The organism is Streptomyces bambusae (genome assembly GCF_020532645.1).
GTDB lineage: Bacteria > Actinomycetota > Actinomycetes > Streptomycetales > Streptomycetaceae > Streptomyces > Streptomyces bambusae.
The window spans coordinates 1-16,532 of sequence record NZ_JAJAUZ010000011.1; the positions used below are offsets into that span (position 1 = coordinate 1).

The following is a 16,532-nucleotide window of genomic DNA, read 5'->3' on the forward strand; positions in this document are numbered from 1 at the left end:
TTCCAGCGCTTTCGCGCTTTCCCTTCCGGCGTTTCCGACTCTATCAGCGTTTTTCCCGGCTCCGGACCACCGGATTCCGCAAGGCATGCGGAAGCGGTCCGAATGTGGCTGACGCTCAAGAGTGGGTTGCCCGCCGACCTGTTGTTCACGTGGTGTTCACGTGCCCGGCCAGGCAGGACTTACGACAGTACAGGCCCCGTGGTGAGCGGGCAAATCGAAACAGGCGTATGGTCTAGTCCACTGGTCCACGGTGCTCGGCCGAGGTGGAAGACATCGGGCGGAACCGGGACTTTTCATGACTTACCCTTCACACGAGTACGCCCTCCCGGGACTTCGGGGAGTGGCGACACCTCGAAGCCCCACCCCCCTGGGAGGCCCTTCATGACCACCGTGACGTCCCCTCTTGCCGGGCGCGCCATCGGACTCGCGGCTGTGCCGGATCCGGTGTTCTCCGGCGCAATGGTGGGTCCCGGTACCGCCATCGACCCCGTGCGCGAGCCTTCCGCGGCGGTCGCTCCCGTCGACGGTGTGGTCGTCTCACTGCACCCGCACGCGTACGTCGTCGTGGACGGCGAGGGCCACGGGGTGCTGACGCACCTCGGGATCGACACCGTTCAGCTCAACGGCGAGGGCTTCGAGCTCCTCGTGAGCAAGGGCGACACCGTGGTGCGCGGTCAGGAGATGATCCGCTGGAACCCGCAGGCCGTGGAGGCCGCCGGGAAGTCCCCCATTTGCCCGGTCGTGGCGCTCGAAGCCACCGCGGAGGCGCTCTCCGGTCTCGTCGAGAGCGACGTGAAGGCCGGCGACGCGCTCTTCAGCTGGGCCTGACGGCCCTCGCCGCGGCGGGGCCGCGGCGGCAGATCCAACATCCACCGCGGCGCCGCGACCGCCGCACGACCGGAGACGGTGAAATGGAGACAACGCTGCGAGGCGTCGGCGTGAGCCACGGGGTGGCGATCGGCGAGGTACGGCACATGGGCACCGCGGTTCTGGAGCCGCCGGCCAAGCAGATCGCCGCCGACGAGGCGGAGCGCGAGCAGGGGCGCGCCCGTCAGGCCGTGAAGGCCGTGGCGGCCGACCTGATCGCGCGTGGCCAGCTGGCGGGTGGGGAGGCCCAGCACGTGCTGGAGGCCCAGGCGATGATCGCCGAGGACCCCGAGCTGATGGCGGACGTGGACCGGCGGATCGTCGTCGGAAGCACGGCCGAGCGCGGTGTGTACGACGCGTTCGCCGCCTACCGGGAGCTGCTGGCCGGGGCGGGTGAGTACATGGCCGGCCGGGTGGCCGACCTGGACGACGTACGGAACCGGATCGTGGCGCGGCTGCTGGGCGTGCCGATGCCGGGTGTGCCGGACAGTGACGAGCCGTACGTGCTGATCGCGCGGGACCTGGCGCCGGCGGACACGGCGCTGCTGGACCCGGCGCTGGTGCTGGGGTTCGTGACCGAGGAGGGCGGGCCGACCAGCCACAGCGCGATCCTGGCGCGGGCGCTGGGCGTGCCGGCCGTGGTGGCGCTGCCCGGTGCGGGCGAGCTGGCCGAGGGCACGGTCGTGGCCGTGGACGGCAGCACGGGTGAGATCTTCGTGGATCCGAGCGAGGAGAAGCGGGCGGAGCTGCAGGCCGCGGCGGCCGAACGGAAGGCGGCGTTGGCGGCGTCGTCAGGTCCGGGCGCCACCTCCGACGGTCACAAGGTGCCGTTGCTGGCGAACGTGGGCGGGCCCGCGGACGTGCCGGCGGCGGTCGAGGCGGGTGCGGAGGGCGTGGGTCTGTTCCGCACCGAGTTCCTGTTCCTGGACGACAGCCGGAAGGCGCCGTCCGAGGAGAAGCAGGTCGAGGCGTACCGGAAGGTGCTGGAGGCGTTCCCGGAGGGCCGGGTCGTGGTGCGGGTGCTGGACGCCGGTGCCGACAAGCCGCTGGACTTCCTGACGCCGGCGGACGAGCCCAACCCGGCGCTCGGTGTCCGTGGTCTGCGGTCGCTGCTGGACCACCCTGAGGTGCTGAGGACGCAGCTGACGGCGCTGGCGAAGGCGGCCGAGGGGCTTCCGGTGTACCTGGAGGTCATGGCGCCGATGGTGGCGGACCGTGCGGACGCGAAGGCGTTCGCCGACGCGTGCCGGGCGGCGGGGCTGGTGGCGAAGTTCGGCGCGATGGTGGAGATCCCGTCGGCGGCACTGCGGGCGCGGTCGATCCTGCAGGAGGTCGAGTTCCTGTCGCTGGGCACGAACGACCTGGCGCAGTACGCGTTCGCCGCGGACCGGCAGGTGGGTGCGGTGTCGCGGCTTCAGGACCCGTGGCAGCCGGCGCTGCTGGACCTGATCTCGATGGCGGCGGAGGCCGCCCGGGCCGAGGGCAAGAGCTGTGGGGTCTGCGGCGAGGCGGCTTCGGACCCGCTGCTGGCGTGTGTCCTGACGGGTCTGGGCGTGACCAGCCTGTCGATGGGCGCCGCTTCGATTCCGTACGTGCGCGCGACGCTGGCGAAGTACACGCTGGCGCAGTGTGAGCGGGCGGCTGCTGCGGCGCGGGCCGCGGACAGTGCCGAGGAGGCCCGGATCGCCGCGCAGGCTGTGCTGTCCGGGGAGTGACGTCGGGCCACCGGCCGGCTGTGGGGCCGGCCGGTGGTCCTGGTCCCGAGGGGCCCTTCGCCTGGGTGGCGGAGGGCCCCTCGGCCGTGTCCGGGCCGGGTCGGCCGGCCCGGATGCCGGGGGCTTCGGTCGTCAGTGATGCGGGTCCGGTTCGTCGACGGGGTAGCCGGGGCAGTACTCGACGCCTGGTTCCGGGGCGAGGAGGTCGCCGGTGTCGGCGTCGGTGCAGTAGGCGTTGAAGACCTCGGCAGCGGAGATGGGGAGCAGGGCGCCGTGGTCGAGGCGCCATCCGTGCAGACGGTCGGGGGCGCCTTCGGTGCTGCGGCGCAGCACCAGTCCCCCGGTGCGCTGGAGGCCGAGCCCGGCGGCGAGCACGGTGACGAACTCAGCGCGGGTCCGGGGCGGGGCGCCGCTGTGCAGGGCGGCGACGAGTTGGTCGGCGTCGGCGGGGACGCTGACGACGAGGTGGTGGTCGCCGGGTCCGGCGCCGTCGAGGAGCCGGTCGAGGATGCGGTCGGCGCGGGTGAAGGCGCTGTGGCCGATGTCGGTGCCGCAGTCGGCGCAGGGTCCGAGTCCGGCGAGGAGCAGGGTGGCGTACTCCCAGGTGGTCTGGCGGACCGACTCGTCGACGAGGAGCGGGACGAGGGTGTCGAGGGGCTGGCCTTCGAAGGGGACGGCGGTGCCGGTGGCGGCGAGGCCGGCGGTGAAGCGGGTGCGGGCTTCGGGTGTGTCGGGGTCGAGGGTGTGGTGGGTGCAGAAGTCGAGGTAGTCCTCCGGGTCGAAGAGGGCGACGTCGGTGTGCCGGCCGCGGGCGGTGCGGGCGTGCAGCAGGCCGTGGACTGCGTGCAGGTACGCGTCGTGGTCGGCGGGGTCGTGGAAGGGGAAGGTGTCGTAGGCCGTCATGGCGGCGAAGTCGGCGGGGTCGGTGAGGAGGCCGACGGTGCCGGGTACTTCGCGGTCGAGCGTGCGTCGCAGGCGGGCGGTGGTGTGGACGGGTCGTGCGGTGTGCGCCATGGTTCCCCCCGGTGGCGTGGTGTACGGCGTGCGATCAGTTGTTACGCACTGTAATCGGGGGGACCGACAGTGCGGGTCCGGGGAGTGCGGTGCGGACCAGGCGGTCCTGGCCGAGGCAGGTGAGGGCGAGGGCGGCGCCGAGGGCGGCCCAGGCGAGTGGGCCGGCGGCGACGGCGGCGGTGGCGGCGAGCGGGCCGAGGCTGCGCTGTCCGGCGGCGGCGAGGCCGTGGACGCCGAGGTAGGCGCCCTGGGCTTCGTCGGGGGCGAGGGCGAGGGAGAGTTCCCACGAGGCGACGGCGTGGACCATCTCGGCGAAGGTGAGGGCCGCGGCGGCGACGACGAGGGCGGCGGTGGCGGTCCAGGGGCCGCCGAGTGCGGCGGCCGCGAGGGCCGCGCAGCCGAGGCCGAAGGAGGCGGCGAGCGGGCGCAGCAGCCGGCGGGCGGCGTCGGTGCTGGTGCCGTAGCGGGCGAGGGGGACCTGGCAGAGGACGACCAGGACGTTGTTGAGGACCATCAGCAGCGGTGCGAGGCCGTGCGGGGCTTCGGTGGCGTGGATGATCCAGAGCGGGATGCCCACCTTGAAGATCGCGTCGTCGAAGAAGAGGGCGGTCTCGGTGAGGGTGTAGAGGAGGTAGGTGCGGTCGCGCCACGGGCTCGCGGGCCGGGCGGCGGGCGGTCCTGCGGGGTCGCCGGAGCCGGTGACGACCTTGCCGGGGGCGGCGGTTTCGGTGCATCGCAGGGTGAGCGCGGCCATGGCGAGGTAGGAGAGGGCGTCGCCGAGGAGCAGGGCGCGGTAGGCGCCGGTGGTGCCGAGGGCGAGGGCGCCGGCTGCGGCGAGGCCGCCGATGCCGAAGCCGATGTTCATGACGGTGCGGTTGAGGGCCTGGAAGCGGACCCGGTCGGGGCCGGCGATGCGGGCGGCGTAGAGCTTGGTGGTGACGTTGGCTCCGCGGTCCCCGAGGCTGCCGACGGCGGAGTAGGCGAGCAGGAGCCAGAAGTCGTGGGTGGTGAGGAGGGCCAGGGCGGCGGCGGCGCGGACGAGGTGCAGGCAGGCGCTCAGGCGGGTGACCGGGATGCTGTCGGCGGCGCGGCCGGCGAGTGGTGCGCCGGCGATGCCGATGCCTCCGGAGACGGCGATGAGGAGGCCGACCTGGGCGAGGCCGAGGCCGGCGACGGTGGAGAAGTAGAGGACGGCGGTGCCGGCCCAGAGGCCGGTGCCGATCTTGTCGACGAGCGAGATGACGAGGACGCGGCGGCCGTCGGGGCCGCCGGGTATCCGGGCGCGGAGTGCGGCGGCACGGGTGCTGGTGGTGCTCACGGTTTCCCCCGTTGACGTGAGTTTTGTATCGATACATAATCATGTACGTGACAACACAATATTCGTTCACCGGTACGACCGCCAGGGAGATCGCGGCGTCCGTCGAGCGCGGCGTGTCCGAGGGTTCGCTGGCGCCGGGCACCGCGCTGCCTCCGGTGCGCCGCCTCGCGGACGGGCTCGGGGTCAGCCCGGGCACCGTCGCGACGGCGTACAAGGAGCTGCGCTCGCGCGGGATCGTCGTGACGCGCGGGCGCGGCGGGACGGTCGTGGCTCATGCGCCGGCCGTGGGTTCGCGGCGGCCGCCGCGGGTGCCGGCGGGGGTGCGCGACCTCGCGGGCGGGCACCCCGATCCGGCGCTGCTGCCGGCGCTCGCGCCCCCGACGGAGGTCTCGCCCGTACACGGCTCGCACCGGGCCAGTCCGCGGCTGCCGCAGCTGGAGGAGGCGGCCCGGGCGTGGCTGGGCCGGGACGGGGTGCCGGCGGACGGAGTGACGTTCGCGCACGGTGCGCTCGACTGCATCGCGCGGCTGCTGTCCGCGGAGCTGAAGCCGGGTGATGCGGTGGCGGTGGAGGACCCGGGGTTCCACCACCTGCTCGACCTGGTGCCCGCGCTCGGGCTGCGGATGCTGCCGGTGGCGGTGGACGACGAGGGGGTGCGGCCGGCGGAGCTGGCCAGGGCGCTGCGGGGCGGGGCGCGGGCGCTGGTGTGCAGTCCGCGGGCGCAGTGTCCGACCGGGGGCCGGTTCACGGCGGGCCGGCGGGACGAACTGCTGGCGGTGCTGGCGGAGTTCCCGGAGGTGCTGGTGATCGAGGACGACCACAACGCGGACATCTCCGGGGTGCCGCTGAATTCGCTGACGGCCGGCGGGCTGCCGCGCTGGGCGCACGTCCGGACGGTGTCCAAGCACCTGGGGATCGACCTGCGGTGGGCGGTGCTGGCCGGAGATCCGACCACACTGGCACGGCACGACGGGCGGCTGCTGCTGACGTCGGGCTGGGTGAGCCACATCCTGCAGGCGACGGTGGCGCGGGCGATGGCCGATCCGGTGGCCCGGCTGCTCGTGGCGCGGGCGGAGGAGGCGTACACGGAGCGCCGGGAGGGGCTGATCAGGGCACTCGGGCGGCACGGGATCGCGGCGGCCGGGGTGAGCGGGCTGAACGTGTGGGTGCCGGTGCGCGACGAGTCGGCGGTGGTCAACGGGCTGCGGACGCACGGCTGGTGGGTGGCGGCGGGGCAGCGGTTCCGGATCGGGGCGCCGCCGGCGGTGCGGATCACGAGTGCCGGGCTGGAGGGGGCCGATGCGCTGCGGCTGGCCTCGGACTTCGCGGCCGTGCTGGGCGAGTCCGAGGCCACGTACGGGGGGTGAGGCCGGAGCGGTGCGGCTCCGGCCCCCGGCCCGTCCTCCGGGCTACTTGCGGGTGCGGGCCAGTTCCTCGTAGAAGCGGAGGAGTTCGGCGTTGTCCACCGAGCCCGGGTTGACGGCCTTCTCCAGGGCGGTGCCCTGGAGAAGGCGCTTGACGGGGACTTCGAGGCGCTTGCCGGTGAGGGTGTGCGGGATGGCGGGGACCTCGACGACCTCGTCCGGGACGTGCCGCGGGGAGAGCTCCTCCCGGATGGTCCGGCGGATCCGGTCGATCAGGTCCTCATCGAGGGCGGCGCCGGGGGCGAGGTGGACGAACAGCGGCATCCAGTAGCCTCCGTTCGGCTCCTCCAGGCCGATGACGAGGGATTCCTTGATCTCGGGGAGGCGTTCGACGGCCTCGTAGATGTCGGCGGAGCCCATCCGGACGCCCTGCCGGTTCAGGGTGGAGTCGGAGCGGCCGTGGATGACCACCGAGCCGTGGTCGGTGATCGTGATCCAGTCGCCGTGCCGCCAGGTGCCGGGGAACATCTCGAAGTAGCTGTCGCGGTAGCGGCTGCCGTCGGGGTCGTTCCAGAACCGGATCGGCATCGAGGGCATCGGGTTGGTGACGACGAGTTCGCCGACCTCCCCGGTGAGCGGCTTGCCGGCCGGGTCCCAGGACTGGAGGTCGGTGCCGAGGCAGGCGGCCTGGAGTTCGCCGATGTGCACGGGGAGGGTGGGGACGGCGCCGGCGAAGCAGCTGCACACGTCCGTGCCGCCGCTGACGGAGGCGATCCACAGGTCCTCGGCGACCTCGTCGTGCAGCCAGCGGAAGCCGTCGGGCGGCAGCGGGGAGCCGGTCGTCGCCACGCACTTGACGGCGGACAGGTCGAAGTCGCGGCCGGGGTGGACCTCGGCCTTGCGGCAGGCCATCACGTACGCGGCGGAGGTGCCGTACAGGGTGGCGCCGGTGCGCTCGGCGATCCGCCACTGGGCGCCGGTGTCCGGGAAGCCGGGGCTGCCGTCGTACAGGACCACGGTGGTGCCGGTGAGCAGGCCGGAGACGAGGAAGTTCCACATCATCCAGCCGGTGGAGGTGTACCAGAAGAACCGGTCCCCGGGGCCCAGGTCGCAGTGCAGGCCGAGCTGCTTGAGGTGTTCGAGGAGGATGCCGCCCTGGGACTGGACGATCGCCTTGGGCAGGCCGGTGGTGCCGGAGGAGTACAGGACCCACAGCGGGTGGTCGAAGGGGACGTCCTCGAAGACGGGCTCGGTGTCGGCGGAGGTGAGCGCGGACCAGTCGAGGGTGCCCTCGGGGGCGGCGGTGCCAAGCAGCGGGATGTGCACGACGGCGCGCAGGGTGGGCAGTTCGCGGCGGAGTTCGGCGACGGTGTCGGTGCGGTCGTGCTGCTTGCCGCCGTAGCGGTAGCCGTCGACCGTGAACAGGACGACGGGCTCGACCTGCTGGAAGCGGTCCAGCACGCTGCGGGCGCCGAAGTCGGGGGCGCAGGAGGTCCAGACGCCGCCGACGGCCGCGGTGGCGAGGAGGGCGACGACGGCCTCGGGGATGTTGGGCAGGTAGCCGCTGACCCGGTCGCCGGGGCGGACGCCGAGGGCGCGCAGTTCGGCGGCGAGCGAGCCGACCTGGCGGCGCAGGTCCGCCCAGGTCACCGGGACCGGCTCGTGGGTCTCGTCGACGCACAGCAGGGCGGGCTCGCCGGCCCGGGCCGGGTCCTCGGCGGCGCGCAGGGCGTGCTCGGCGTAGTTGAGGGTGGCGCCGGGGAACCAGTGGGCGCCGGGCATGCTGCGGTTGCCGAGCACTTCCTCGTACGGCGTGGTGAAGCGGACGTCGAACCAGGTGGCGACGGCCTGCCAGAAGGTGTCGAGTTCGTCGACGGACCAGCGGTGCAGGGCCGGGTAGCCGCCGTCGGCGGGGGCTCCGTACCGTTCGGCGGCCCATTCCTGGAAGCGGGTCACCTGGGCTGCGGCGATCCGCTCGGGGCCCGGCGACCACAAGGGCTGGGGCGTGGCTGAGGTCATGGGTCGGCTCCCGGGGTCTGCGGCTCTGCGCGTCGTGTGCGTACGGTGCCACCGCGCGGTGGGTGGCGCGTGGAGGCTCACAGGGACGATGCCATGTGATCGGGTTCCGCACCAGAGCCGTCAGCCACAGCCAGAACCCGGCCGGATGTGGGTGAACGCCAGTTGAACGGACCCTCCTGACCTGCGCCGGGATGGCAGGGTGAGCGCCATGGACGGTCGTGATCTCCTGCGTGCGGTGAAAGACCTCGGTTCGGTGCGCGGGCGGCGCGCGTGGGGGGCGGCCTGGCGCCATCGGCGCGCCGATGCGGGTGCGCTGCCGGCGCGGGGTGCGGAGCGGGCGCGGGTGCCGGGCCCGCTGGCGGGGGCGGATCCGCGGCCCGGTGGCGGGGTGCTGCATTTCGCGCGCTCGGAGCTGACCGTGCAGGTGGCGGTGGGCGGGGCGGTGTTCTGGGGCTGGGACGGGGCGGCGCCGCTGCCGTCGTACGGGCTGGCCGGGGAGGGGCCGGAGCCGGACGGGCGGGCGGTGCTGGAGCCGGACACCGACGGCGGCTGGCGCGTGGTCTCGGAGCGGGTGACGGTGGCGATCTCCCGGAACGGCGCGGTGGAGGTGCGCACGCCGGGCGGGGCGGTGCTGCGGCGGGAGCTGCCGCCGCGGTGGTGGGAGCCGGTGTCGGGAGACGGTCCGGCGCGCTGGGTGCAGCGGTCGGAGGTGGCGCCGGACGCGCGGTTCTTCGGGCTGGGCGGCCGGGCGGCGGGGCCGCGGCTGCGGGACGGCTCGTACCGGCTGTGGAACACGGATCCGAAGGGGGGTTTCGGGCCGGGTGACGATCCCCTGTACCTGACGATGCCGGTGCAGCTGGTGGTGGCGGACGCGGGGACGCACCTGGTGTTCCACGACAACACGTGGGACGGGCGGGTGACCCTGCGGGAGGGCGAGGAGGGGGCCGGGTCGGGCCAGGACCGGCCGGGCGGCTGCGAGCTGCGCATGGACGGCGGGCCGCTGCGGACGTGGGTGCTGGTGGGCACGCCGGCGCGGGTGCTGCAGGGGTGGGCGGGGCTGACCGGCGGGGCCGCGGTGCCGCCGGCGTGGGCGCTGGGTCACCAGCACGCCCGCTGGGGGTTCGGCAGCGCTGCGGAGGTGCGGCGGGTGGTGGCGGGCTACCGGGAGCACGGGCTGCCGCTGTCGGCGCTGCACCTGGACATCGACCACTACGACGGGCACCGGGTGTTCACGGTGGACGAGGAGCGGTTCCCGCGGCTGCCGGAGCTGGCGGCCGAGTTGCGGCGGGAGGGCGTGCGGCTGGTGTCGATCGTGGATCCGGCGGTGCCGGCGGAGCCGGGGAACGCGGTGTACGAGTCGGGGCGGGCGGCGGGGGCGTTCGTGCGGGACGCGTCGGGGCGGGAGGTGCGGGGGGTGGTGTGGCCCGGTGACTGCGTGTACCCGGACTTCACGCATCCGCCGGTGCGGGCGTGGTGGGGGGACCAGTACGGGGAGCGGCTGGCGCAGGGGTTCGCCGGGGTGTGGCACGACATGAACGAGCCGGTGTCGTTCGCGCCGTTCGGGGATGCGACGCTGCCGCGGTCGGCGCAGCACGCGCTGGACGGGAGTCCGGGCGACCACCGGGCGGGGCACAACGTGTACGGGCTGGCGATGGCGCGTGCCGGGTACGAGGGGCTGGTGCGGCTGCGGCCGGCGGAGCGGCCGTTCCTGTTCTCGCGGTCGGGGTGGGCGGGGCTGCAGCGGTACGGGGGGACCTGGTCGGGGGACGTGGAGAGCAGCTGGCCGGGGCTGCGGGCGTCGCTGGCGCTGGTGCTGGGGCTGGGTCTGTGCGGGATCCCGTACTCGGGTCCGGACGTGGGCGGGTTCGGCGGGTCGCCGTCGCCGGAGCTGTACCTGCGGTGGTTCCAGCTGGGGGCGTACCTGCCGTTGTTCCGTACGCATGCGGCGATCTGGGCGGGGCGGCGGGAGCCGTGGGAGTTCGGGCCGGAGGTGCTGGAGCACGCGCGGGCGGTGCTGGCGGAGCGGGAGCGGCTGCATCCGTACTTCGTGACGCTGTCGCACCTGGCGCGGCGGACCGGGGCGCCGTACGTACGGCCGGTGTGGTGGCGGACGCCGGCGGACCGGGCGCTGCGGGACTGCGAGGACGCGTTCCTGCTCGGGGACGCGCTGCTGGTGGCGCCGGTGCTGGAGTGCGGGGCGGACCGGCGGGCGGTGCGGCTGCCGCGCGGACGCTGGTACGACGTGGTGACGGGGGCGGCGCACGAGGGTCCGGGGCAGGTGCTGGTGGAGGCGCCGGCGGGGCGGATCCCGGTGCTGGCGCGGGCCGGTGCGGTGCTGCCGGTGCGGGCGCCGGACGGGGCGCTGGAGCTGGAGGTGTGGGCGCCGGCGCGGGGGCGGACGGGCAGCGGGCTGCTGGTGCGCGATCCCGGGGACGGCTGGCAGGTGCCGCCGGTCGAGCGGTACGTGACGCGGTGGCGGGACGGGCGGGTGGAGGTGGAGCGGGAGGACGGGCTGCCGGTCGCGGAGCGGGTGCGGGTGCGGGGGGTGTGAGCGCGCGGGCCGGCGGGTGGCGGCGGGGGTCAGGCCGGGCGGGGGCGGGTGCGGGCGGCGACGACGAAGGTGACGGAGATCAGCAGCGACCAGGCGCCGAACTTCGCGAGGGACACCGGCTGCCAGCCGTCGAGCTGGTCGGGGTAGCTCCAGGCGCCGGCGTACGTGGCGGCGTTCTCGGCGATCCAGAGGAAGAAGCCGATGAGGGCGAAGGCGAGGGCGAGCGGCATGCGGTGGTGGGTGTCGCCGACGGTGTAGCGGACCCAGGTGCCGGTGGTGGCGGCGAGGAGGAGGGCGGCGAGCACCCAGCGGGCGTCGGGGAGCCAGTGGTGGGTGAAGAAGTTGAGGTAGACGGCGGCAGCGAGGGCGGCCATGGTGCGGGGCCGGTAGCCGTCGAGTTCGAGCCGCAGCAGGTGCCAGGCCCGGCAGACGTAGCTGCCGACGGCGGCGTAGAGGAAGCCGCCGTACAGCGGCACGCCGGCGATCTTCGTGAGGGCTTCCTCGGGGTAGCTCCACGAGCCGAGGCGGACCTTGACGAGTTCGAAGAGCAGGCCGATGGCGTGGCAGCCGAGGAGGACCCGGGTGTCGCCGGGGCGGTCCCAGCCGAGCCGGCGGGCGAGGACGGCGAGGAGGAGCCCGTAGAGCAGGACGAGGTCGTAGCGGGCGACGGGGAGGGCGGGCAGGAGGCCGGAGACCGCGATGCCGGCGACCAGGGCGACGGCGAAGGCACAGCTGCGGGCTTGCAGGAGGCCGAAGTGGAGCAGCTGGTGGGCGGCGTGCCGGAGCCGGGCGGGGGTGCGGGGGGGGCGGGCGGGCTCGTGGTCGCGGTCACGCGTTGCAGGACGCGGGGCGGGGGGCCGGTGGTTCTGCGGGGGCGGGGCCGCCGGCGGGCGGGTCAGGGGGTGGCGGGGGCGGGGGCCGGGTAGTGGCCGGCGAACCAGCGGGCGGCGGCCTCGGTGTGGAGGGGGAAGGCGAGTTCGGCGGGGGCGTGGAGGACGTGCCAGCCGGTGGTCTCGTCGGTGGGGACGGACGGGGGCAGGGCGGCGGCCGGGCGGGCCGGGAGCAGGCCGAAGAGGAGGAGGTGCCCGGCCGGGGAGCTGAGGGCGTCGGCGAGGACGACCTCGGCGGCCGGGGCGTCGATGCCGGTCTCCTCGCGGAGTTCGCGGACGACCGCGTCCCGCCAGTCTTCGCCGTGGTCGATGAACCCGCCGGGCAGGGCGATGCCGCCGAGGGCCGGCTGGATGGTCCGGGTGATGACGGCGAGGCCGGTGCCGGCGTCGTCCTCGACGGGGAGGAGGGCGACGGCCACCGGGAGCGGGTTGCGGTAGGCGGTCGCGCCGCAGGCGGGGCAGGTGCGGGGCCATGCCGTCGTGGCGTACGCGGCGCCGCAGCCGGAGCAGTGCGAGTCCTTCAGGGGTGCTGACACCCCGCGATGGTAAGGGAAGGGGCATGAGAATTCCGGTGGTTGCCGTACTGGGGACGCTGCTGCTCGGCGCGCTGCCCGCGGGGTGGGCGGGTGCGGATGCGGGCGGGCGCCCGGGCGCGGGGCCGTTCGTGGCGCTCCGGGCGGTGGATCCGTCGGTGGTGCAGGACATGCGGTACGCGTCGCGGCGGAACTTCACGGGGCGGCCGGTGGACGGATACGAGGAGCCGGTGTGCCTGCTGGCCCGGCCGGCCGCGCTGGCGCTGCGGCGGGCGCAGCGGGGGCTGCTGCTGCGGGGCTACTCGCTGAAGGTGTACGACTGCTACCGGCCGCAGCGGGCGGTCGACCGGTTCGTGCGCTGGGCGGCGGAACCGGAGGACCCGGCGGTGCGGGCCGCGTTCCACCCGCGGGTGCCGAAGTCCCGGCTGTTCGAGGAGGGGTACATCGCGCGGCGGTCGGGGCACAGCAGGGGCAGCACGGTGGACGTGACGCTGGTACGGGTGCCGGGGTCCGGGGCGCCGGTCCCGGCCGGTTCGTGGGCGGGTGAGGGGCCGTGTGCGGCCGGGGCGGGGCGGCGGGATCCGGACGGGTCGGCGGACATGGGGACGGGGTTCGACTGCTTCGATCCGCTGGCGCACACGGGTGCTCCGGAGGTCGGGGCCGGGGTGCGGGAGCGGCGGGAGGTGCTGCGGCGGGCGCTGGAAGCGGAGGGGTTCGTGAACCTTCCCGAGGAGTGGTGGCACTTCACCCTCCGCCCGGAGGCGTATCCGGAGACGTATTTCGACCTCCCGGTACGGGTCCGTTCCGCCGCCCGGTGAGTACCGTGCGGCCATGACTGAGAGCCGTACTTTCGGATCGTACGAGGAATTCTGGCCCTACTACGTCGCGATGCACTCGCGGGCCGCGACCCGCTGGGTGCACCTCGCCGGCACCCTGACCGGTCTCGCCGTGACCGCGTACGGGCTGGCGCGCGGGCGGAAGCGGTACGCGCTGGCGCTGCCGCTGATCGGCTACGGGACGGCCTGGCCGGCGCATTTCCTGATCGAGGGCAACAACCCGGCGACCTTCGGGCATCCCGCCTGGTCGCTGCGCGGGGACGCGCAGATGATCCGGATGATGCTGGCGGGCCGGGACGCGGAGCTGGCGGAGACGGCCGCCAAGTGGCTCGCCGAGAACGAAGGCGCCATGGCAGACTTCTGACGATCCGTCAGCTCGACGGACCGTCAGCTGTCCGTCCGCTTCCGGACGGTTCTGCTCGGGAGGGGTCTTGGCGCGCACACGCACACCCGTGGTGGCCGGCTGGTTCACCGACGACGTACAGGCCGAAGACGGTTCCGGGGAGCGGGGGTTCCGCCTGCTGGGCACCCGGTGCACGGCGTGCGGTTCCGTGTTCTTCCCGCGCGAGGACGCGTACTGCCGCAATCCGCACTGCGCCGGGGACGAACTGGTGGAGGTCCCGCTGTCCCCGCGCGGCACGGTCTGGTCCTACACGGACGGGCGGTACCGGCCGCCCGCCCCCTACGTGTCCGACCCGGCCGTGCCCTGGGAGCCGTACACGCTGGTGGCGGTGGAGCTGGCGGCCGAGCGGATGGTCGTCCTGGGGCAGGCCGCGCCCGGGGTGACGGTCGCCGACCTCGCCGTGGGCATGACCGTCGAGGTGGTGCCGGGCGTGCTGGACGAGGACGCCGGCGGCGTCCGGACCACCTGGCACTTCCGGCCGGTGCCCGAGGCGTCCGGTCCGCAGGCGCGGACCGCGCGGGAGTCGTCGTGAGCACGGACGTGGCGGTCCTCGGGGCCGGGATGCACCCGTGGGGCAAGTGGGGGCGCAGCTTCGTCACGTACGGGACGGCCGCCGCGCGGGCGGCGCTCGCCGACGCCGGGCTGGAGTGGACGGAGGTCGGCGCGGTGGTCGGCGCGGACACCGTGCGCGGCGGCTACCCCGGCCACGTCGCGGGGGCCACCTTCGCGCGGGCACTGGGCTGGCAGGGCGCGCGGGTGACCAGCGTGTACGCGGCCTGCGCGAGCGGGGCGCAGGCGATCGCGGCGGCCCGGGCGCAGATCCTCGCGGGGCTCGCCGACGTGGTGCTGGTGGTGGGCGCGGACGCGGCGCCGAAGGGGTTCTTCGCGCCGGCCGGCGGCGACCGGCCGGACGACCCGGACTGGCTGCGCTTCCGGGTGCTGGGGGCCACCAACCCGGCGTACTTCGGCCTGTACGCGCGCCGCCGGATGGCGCTGCACGGGGACGGGCCGGAGGACTTCGCCCTGGTCAAGGTGAAGAACGCGGCGGCCGGGGCGCTGAACCCGAACGCCCGCTACCGGGTGCCGGTGTCCGCCGAGGAGGTGGCGGCCTCCCCCGTGGTCGCGGATCCGCTGCGGCTGCTCGACATCTGCGCGACCTCCGACGGGGCGGCGGCGCTGGTGCTGACGAGCCTGGACTTCGCCCGCGCGCGGGGGGTGGCCGACCCGGTGCGGATCCGGGCGGTCTCGACGGTCACGCCCGCCTACCCGCGGACCGAACTCGACCTGCCCGACATCGCCACGGACTCGGCGGCCGCGGTGGCACCGGCGCCCGGCAGCTTCCGGTCCGCGCTCGCGCGGGCGGCGTACGAGGAGGCCGGGCTGGGGCCGGAGGACCTGTCGCTGGCCGAGGTGTACGACCTGTCCACCGCGCTGGAACTGGAGTGGTACGAGGACATCGGGCTGTGCGGGGAGGGCGAGGGCGCGAAGCTGGTGCGGGAGGGTGCGACGGCGCTGGGCGGCCGCATCCCGGTCAATCCGAGCGGCGGCCTGGCCTCGTTCGGCGAGGCCGTTCCGGCCCAGGCGATCGCCCAGGTCTGCGAGCTGACCTGGCAGCTCCGCGGCACGGCGGGAGCCCGGCAGGTGGCCGGCGCGCGGGTGGGGATCTCCGCCAACCAGGGACTGTTCGGGCACGGGTCGGCGGTCGTGGCGGTGCGGTGAGGCGCCGGCCGGGCACCGGCACCGCAGTGCGCCCCCGGACCCGCCGCCGACCACGCCTCGGCAGCCGTCGGCGGCGGGGCGGGAAAATCCGTGCGTGCAGGGGTTCTTGACGGCCCCTCACGGCAGGTGAACACTGCCTCCACAGTCCGCGTACCCCCACCGGGCACGCGGAGCTGCGGTCCCCCACGAGAGCCGCGGCCCGTACCCCAGTCGGCGGGGGTACGGGCCGCCTCCGTGTCAGCGGGGTACGGGCCGCCTCGTGTCAGCGGCGGGCGGAGGGGCGGCGCACCAGCGCGTGCTCCACCACGCCGGCGAGGACCTCCTTCACGGAGTCCCGGGACCGCGCGTCGCACAGCACGAGCGGCACGTGCGGGTCGAGGTCGAGCGCCGCGCGCACGGTCGGGGCGGGGTGCCGCTGTGCGCCGTCGAAGCAGTTGACGGCGACCAGGAACGGGATGCCGCGCCGCTCGAAGTAGTCCACGGCGGCGAAGCAGTCCTCCAGACGGCGGGTGTCGGCGAGGACCACCGCGCCGAGGGCGCCCTGCGCCAGCTCGTCCCACAGGAACCAGAACCGGTCCTGGCCGGGCGTGCCGAACAGGTACAGGACGAGGTCCTCGCGCAGGGTGATCCGCCCGAAGTCCATGGCGACCGTGGTGGTGTGCTTGCCCGGGACGCCGGACGTGTCGTCCACCGGGGCGCCGGCCTCGGACAGCCGCTCCTCGGTGCGCAGCGGCCGGATCTCGCTGACCGCGCCGACCAGGGTGGTCTTGCCCACGCCGAAGCCGCCCGCGACCAGGATCTTCAGGGCCAGCGGTTCGACGGCGGCGATGGGGGTTCCGGTGCCGCCGACGGCCTGGAGCCGGCTAGAGCGCCCGTAGGCCATCGATCACCTCACGCAGAATGGATTCGTCGGGCAGTTCGGCCGGGGGCACCGGCCGGGTCACGTGGACCAGTTCGTCCTCGACGAGGTCGCCGACGAGCACCCGGACCACCCCGACGGGGAGGTCGAGGCCCGCGGCCAGCTCGGCTACGGACTGCGGCCGCTGGAGGCAGAGCCCGAGGATGTCCGCGTGCTCCGGTGAGAGGGTCTGGTCCCACACCGGGTCGTGCGCCGCGTCCTCGGCGACGACCAGGGCGATCAGGTCGAGGCGGTGGTGGCCGGCACCGGTGGTGCGGCCGCGGGTCATCGCGTACGGGCGGACCACGGGGCCGGCCTCGTCGTCGAACCAGTGGCCGTCGGCGGGGCCGGCGGGGTCGGTGGCGGGGCCCGTGGTCCCCGGGTGTCCGGGGCCGGCGTCGGGAT

General features: G+C 74.8%; 15 protein-coding genes. 8 read left to right on the top strand and 7 right to left on the bottom strand.

Annotation, left to right across the window (positions count from 1 at the left end):
* The first annotated feature begins 381 nt into the window (after window positions 1-381).
* Window positions 382-828: a PTS sugar transporter subunit IIA gene (locus tag LG634_RS10290; RefSeq protein ID WP_226733394.1), complete on the top strand. Its 447-nt coding sequence runs from the start codon at window positions 382-384 to the stop codon at window positions 826-828.
* An 83-nt stretch (window positions 829-911) separates the two neighbouring features.
* Window positions 912-2,582 carry a phosphoenolpyruvate--protein phosphotransferase gene (ptsP, locus tag LG634_RS10295; RefSeq protein WP_226733395.1) on the top strand — a complete coding sequence of 557 codons (1,671 nt, stop codon included), beginning with the start codon at window positions 912-914 and terminating at the stop codon, window positions 2,580-2,582.
* Window positions 2,583-2,714: 132 nt separating this feature from the next.
* Here ptsP and LG634_RS10300 read toward each other — a convergent pair whose 3' ends face one another.
* Window positions 2,715-3,596, bottom strand: coding sequence for a DUF8829 domain-containing protein (locus LG634_RS10300; RefSeq protein ID WP_226733396.1), 882 nt, complete (start codon window positions 3,594-3,596; stop codon window positions 2,715-2,717).
* Between the two features lie 34 nt (window positions 3,597-3,630).
* A complete protein-coding gene (locus LG634_RS10305; protein ID WP_226733397.1) occupies window positions 3,631-4,914 on the bottom strand; it encodes an MFS transporter in 1,284 nt (427 codons plus the stop codon).
* Between the two features lie 47 nt (window positions 4,915-4,961).
* On the opposite strand from LG634_RS10305, the gene LG634_RS10310 reads away from it, so the two are divergent.
* Entirely contained in the window at window positions 4,962-6,281 is a 1,320-nt protein-coding gene (locus LG634_RS10310; RefSeq protein ID WP_372482402.1) for an aminotransferase class I/II-fold pyridoxal phosphate-dependent enzyme, read from the top strand.
* Between the two features lie 42 nt (window positions 6,282-6,323).
* Here the strand turns inward: LG634_RS10310 and LG634_RS10315 are convergent, their stop codons facing one another.
* Window positions 6,324-8,297, bottom strand: a complete 1,974-nt coding sequence (locus tag LG634_RS10315; RefSeq protein ID WP_226733399.1) for an acetoacetate--CoA ligase — start codon at window positions 8,295-8,297, stop codon at window positions 6,324-6,326.
* A 208-nt stretch (window positions 8,298-8,505) separates the two neighbouring features.
* On the opposite strand from LG634_RS10315, the gene LG634_RS10320 reads away from it, so the two are divergent.
* Complete coding sequence (locus LG634_RS10320; RefSeq protein WP_226733400.1) at window positions 8,506-10,848, top strand: glycoside hydrolase family 31 protein; 2,343 nt, start codon at window positions 8,506-8,508, stop codon at window positions 10,846-10,848.
* A gap of 29 nt (window positions 10,849-10,877) precedes the next feature.
* Here LG634_RS10320 and LG634_RS10325 read toward each other — a convergent pair whose 3' ends face one another.
* Together LG634_RS10325 and LG634_RS10330 are read right to left on the bottom strand one after the other, a co-directional pair.
* Entirely contained in the window at window positions 10,878-11,852 is a 975-nt protein-coding gene (locus LG634_RS10325) for a DUF817 domain-containing protein (RefSeq protein ID WP_372482406.1), read from the bottom strand.
* The gene (locus LG634_RS10330) at window positions 11,744-12,274 is read right to left on the bottom strand and encodes an NUDIX domain-containing protein (RefSeq protein WP_372482403.1); all 531 of its coding nucleotides are present in this window, start codon (window positions 12,272-12,274) and stop codon (window positions 11,744-11,746) included. The genes LG634_RS10325 and LG634_RS10330 overlap by 109 nt, the downstream gene beginning before the upstream one ends.
* 23 nt (window positions 12,275-12,297) lie before the next feature.
* Between LG634_RS10330 and LG634_RS10335 the strand changes: the two genes are divergently transcribed.
* The 4 genes from LG634_RS10335 to LG634_RS10350 all read left to right on the top strand — a co-directional run bounded on the left by LG634_RS10335 (window position 12,298) and on the right by LG634_RS10350 (window position 15,229).
* Window positions 12,298-13,089: a M15 family metallopeptidase gene (locus LG634_RS10335; RefSeq protein ID WP_226733401.1), complete on the top strand. Its 792-nt coding sequence runs from the start codon at window positions 12,298-12,300 to the stop codon at window positions 13,087-13,089.
* A gap of 13 nt (window positions 13,090-13,102) precedes the next feature.
* Entirely contained in the window at window positions 13,103-13,471 is a 369-nt protein-coding gene (locus LG634_RS10340; protein ID WP_226733402.1) for an Mpo1-like protein, read from the top strand.
* 67 nt (window positions 13,472-13,538) lie between these two features.
* Window positions 13,539-14,042: a Zn-ribbon domain-containing OB-fold protein gene (locus LG634_RS10345; RefSeq protein ID WP_226733403.1), complete on the top strand. Its 504-nt coding sequence runs from the start codon at window positions 13,539-13,541 to the stop codon at window positions 14,040-14,042.
* A complete protein-coding gene (locus LG634_RS10350; protein WP_372482404.1) occupies window positions 14,039-15,229 on the top strand; it encodes a lipid-transfer protein in 1,191 nt (396 codons plus the stop codon). The genes LG634_RS10345 and LG634_RS10350 overlap by 4 nt, the downstream gene beginning before the upstream one ends.
* A gap of 262 nt (window positions 15,230-15,491) precedes the next feature.
* Here LG634_RS10350 and LG634_RS10355 read toward each other — a convergent pair whose 3' ends face one another.
* Window positions 15,492-16,112, bottom strand: coding sequence for a GTP-binding protein (locus LG634_RS10355; protein ID WP_226733404.1), 621 nt, complete (start codon window positions 16,110-16,112; stop codon window positions 15,492-15,494).
* Window positions 16,093-16,434, bottom strand: a complete 342-nt coding sequence (locus LG634_RS10360; RefSeq protein WP_226733405.1) for a DUF742 domain-containing protein — start codon at window positions 16,432-16,434, stop codon at window positions 16,093-16,095. Before LG634_RS10360 ends, LG634_RS10355 begins: the two co-directional genes overlap by 20 nt.
* Between the last annotated feature and the right edge of the window lie 98 nt (window positions 16,435-16,532).

Coding starts and splice junctions, on each gene's coding strand:
- LG634_RS10290 (WP_226733394.1), top strand. CDS start 382: ATGACCACCGTGACGTCCCCTCTTGCCGGGCGCGCCATCGGACTCGCG.
- ptsP (WP_226733395.1), top strand. CDS start 912: ATGGAGACAACGCTGCGAGGCGTCGGCGTGAGCCACGGGGTGGCGATC.
- LG634_RS10300 (WP_226733396.1), bottom strand. CDS start 3,596: ATGGCGCACACCGCACGACCCGTCCACACCACCGCCCGCCTGCGACGC.
- LG634_RS10315 (WP_226733399.1), bottom strand. CDS start 8,297: ATGACCTCAGCCACGCCCCAGCCCTTGTGGTCGCCGGGCCCCGAGCGG.
- LG634_RS10320 (WP_226733400.1), top strand. CDS start 8,506: ATGGACGGTCGTGATCTCCTGCGTGCGGTGAAAGACCTCGGTTCGGTG.
- LG634_RS10335 (WP_226733401.1), top strand. CDS start 12,298: ATGAGAATTCCGGTGGTTGCCGTACTGGGGACGCTGCTGCTCGGCGCG.
- LG634_RS10340 (WP_226733402.1), top strand. CDS start 13,103: ATGACTGAGAGCCGTACTTTCGGATCGTACGAGGAATTCTGGCCCTAC.
- LG634_RS10355 (WP_226733404.1), bottom strand. CDS start 16,112: ATGGCCTACGGGCGCTCTAGCCGGCTCCAGGCCGTCGGCGGCACCGGA.